The organism is Microcoleus sp. B3-D2 (assembly GCF_036705345.1).
In the GTDB taxonomy this organism is placed as follows: domain Bacteria; phylum Cyanobacteriota; class Cyanobacteriia; order Cyanobacteriales; family Microcoleaceae; genus Microcoleus.
Window position 1 is genome coordinate 69,942 of record NZ_JAUBUG010000035.1, and the last position, 1,709, is coordinate 71,650.

Here is a 1,709-nt window from a genome sequence, read left to right on the forward strand (position 1 = left end):
CGAGAGAAGGAAAAACGCGACCCCCCCCCCCCCACAACACCCAACCCCGCGACCTCCCCCCCACCGTAGGGAAGTGTCCTTCTTGTGCTTGCTTATTAAAGGTCAGGTCATGGTAGTCCAACCAACTGTGTCCTTTTCGCCAACCGACGCGATCGCCTAGCTTACAGTAAGTATAATAATCCACTTTATCACCACATTCTAACCAAATTTTTCTCTGGACGCTAAAGCCAAAGCGACCCTGACTATATTTTACCCAAAGTTGGTCAATCGTGCGTAAATCATCACAAGGAAAATTATCAATTGATTCCCTACTGAAATTACCTTCGTGAGTCCGTTTCGCAGCTTTCAGCATCACCTTGATAGTTTCCTGATCCGCCTCTTTCCACTTACCCGCCGCTAATAAATCCCGTAGATTTGTATAGTCAACTCCCCGCGCTGATTTAAGTAAATCTGGTGGAGATGGAGGTGTTTGAGGTGATGATTTAGGTGATGGTTGAGGCGATGGTTGAGATGATGATTTAGGTGATGGTTTTGGTGATGATTGAGGCGATGGTTTTGGTGGATGTGTTTGAGGTAATTGATTGCCAAGCGCCTGCAAAACTTCAGTAGCAGATTGATAACGTTTCTTACTAGCAGGTAGAATCATTTTATCTAAAATCTGACCCAATTCCGAACTAACAGACGTTTTTAAGTTTTCTCGCCACACCCACTCAAACTCGCTCACATCGAATAATTCCAGGGGTTCAACCTGAGTTAACAGACATAGACAAGTCACACCCAAACTATAAATATCACTAGCATAAATAGCTTTACCTGCTGCTTGTTCCGGCGCTGTATATCCAGCACTTCCGATCATCGTTCCCGTTACCGCTAAAGCTGTTTGAGTCGCATATTTCGCCGCGCCAAAGTCAACTAAAACTAATTCACGATTTGACCTCAAAATAATATTTTCTAGCTTGATATCTCGGTGAATAACTTGGCGAGAGTGAATGAACTCGAATACTGGCAATAAATTATTAAGCAAATTGCGAATCTGCGTTTCGCTAAAATATCCCTCAGATTCTAGTGTTTGGGCTAAATTTTCACCGTCGATGAATTCTTGGACTAAATACTGCCGTTCATCTTGACTAAAATATGCTAATAATTCGGGAATTTGAGAATGTTTACCCAACTGTTCTAGGCGGACTGCTTCAAGCTCAAATAACTCAGTAGCTTTCTGGATACTAGAAGGATCTTGAAATTGGGGGTAAAATTGTTTAATAACGCAGGGAGGTTTTGAGGGTTTATACTCGTCAATAGCTAGAAAAGTGCGCCCAAATCCCCCTTGTCCAATAATTTTATTTGCTCCGTAGCGATCGCCCAATAGCAGTTTATTCCCGCATTTTTGACAGAATTTTGTAGAGCCAGACGGGTTTTGGAATAGGCAATCCGGGTTTAGACACTGGCTCATAAAATATGCTTGCAGATTACACATTAAAGCTCTCGATGCGATGCCAGCGGACATGGTGTTTAATGTGGAAAAGCAGATCCCGGTAAGCACACGGCATTGCCTTTCATCGTGTCAACTTAAGTCTGAAACCTTTGATATCTCTCGCTTTTATCAGAGGCCAGATCCCCCTAAATCCCCCTTAATAAGCTATGCCTTACTCACATCTTTCTTAACAAAGGCGCTCCGGCCCCGCCCGGAGCGACCTCCGGGCGATGGCTCC

The 1,709-nt window shown here is 43.9% G+C and carries 1 protein-coding gene; it reads right to left on the reverse strand.

The genetic code is table 11. The features are described from left to right. On the reverse strand, window positions 1-1,450 hold a 1,450-nt coding region (locus QUB14_RS15060; RefSeq protein WP_333297227.1), incomplete at its 3' end, for a serine/threonine-protein kinase. Between the last annotated feature and the right edge of the window lie 259 nt (window positions 1,451-1,709).